This window comes from Rhizobium sp. TBD182 (assembly GCF_001950375.1).
Taxonomy (GTDB): Bacteria; Pseudomonadota; Alphaproteobacteria; order Rhizobiales; family Rhizobiaceae; genus Agrobacterium; species Agrobacterium tumefaciens.
Genome location: NZ_BDLN01000034.1, coordinates 1 through 576 on the forward strand (window position 1 = coordinate 1; position 576 = coordinate 576).

Sequence of the window (576 nt, forward strand, 5' to 3'; positions counted from 1 at the left end):
GTTCGTATCCGTTCACATCAGGATTTTTGTCAATTGTTCATTCGAGTGGCATCGAATTTCTCCTTCGTAGGCGGATCCACGGTCTGAGCCCATAGCAATTACCGGCCCGGTTCTCGGGCCTATACAACCTCACATCCGGTCGCCGCTCTCACGCGGCTGCACCATTATCCCGCTTTCGACGGGCACGGGCTCAGGAGAACGGGACCAAACTCAAGGTCGGCGTTTGAAGCCAAAAGGATACCCGGTCCGTTCACCTGGATCCGTCAGGGCTGATCAGGCCCTGAGGATTAGAAACTGTGTTTCGCAGCAGTTTGTCTTTCAGGCGGTTTTCATGATGGCACCTTCGATGACGACGCCGGAGCTCACATACTTCCAGAGGGCCACGAGCAGCTTACGCGCGAGCGCAACGATCATCGGCGTCTTTAAACGGCCGGCGTTCCGAGCGATGCGTTCCTTAAACCATAGCGTTAAAGTCGATTTCGGTTGGTGTCGCAGCCATAGCCAGGCGAGTTCGACCATCGTTGCCCGCAATCGCGGATTTCCCGCTTTCGAGACCCCTTGTTCACGATTGACGTT

1 pseudogene is annotated in these 576 nt (G+C 55.6%); it reads right to left on the reverse strand.

Going from position 1 to position 576, the window contains the following annotated elements:
* Window positions 1–318: 318 nt before the first annotated feature.
* Window positions 319–576, reverse strand: a pseudogene (locus T18_RS26220) (IS110 family transposase); the annotation flags it as partial.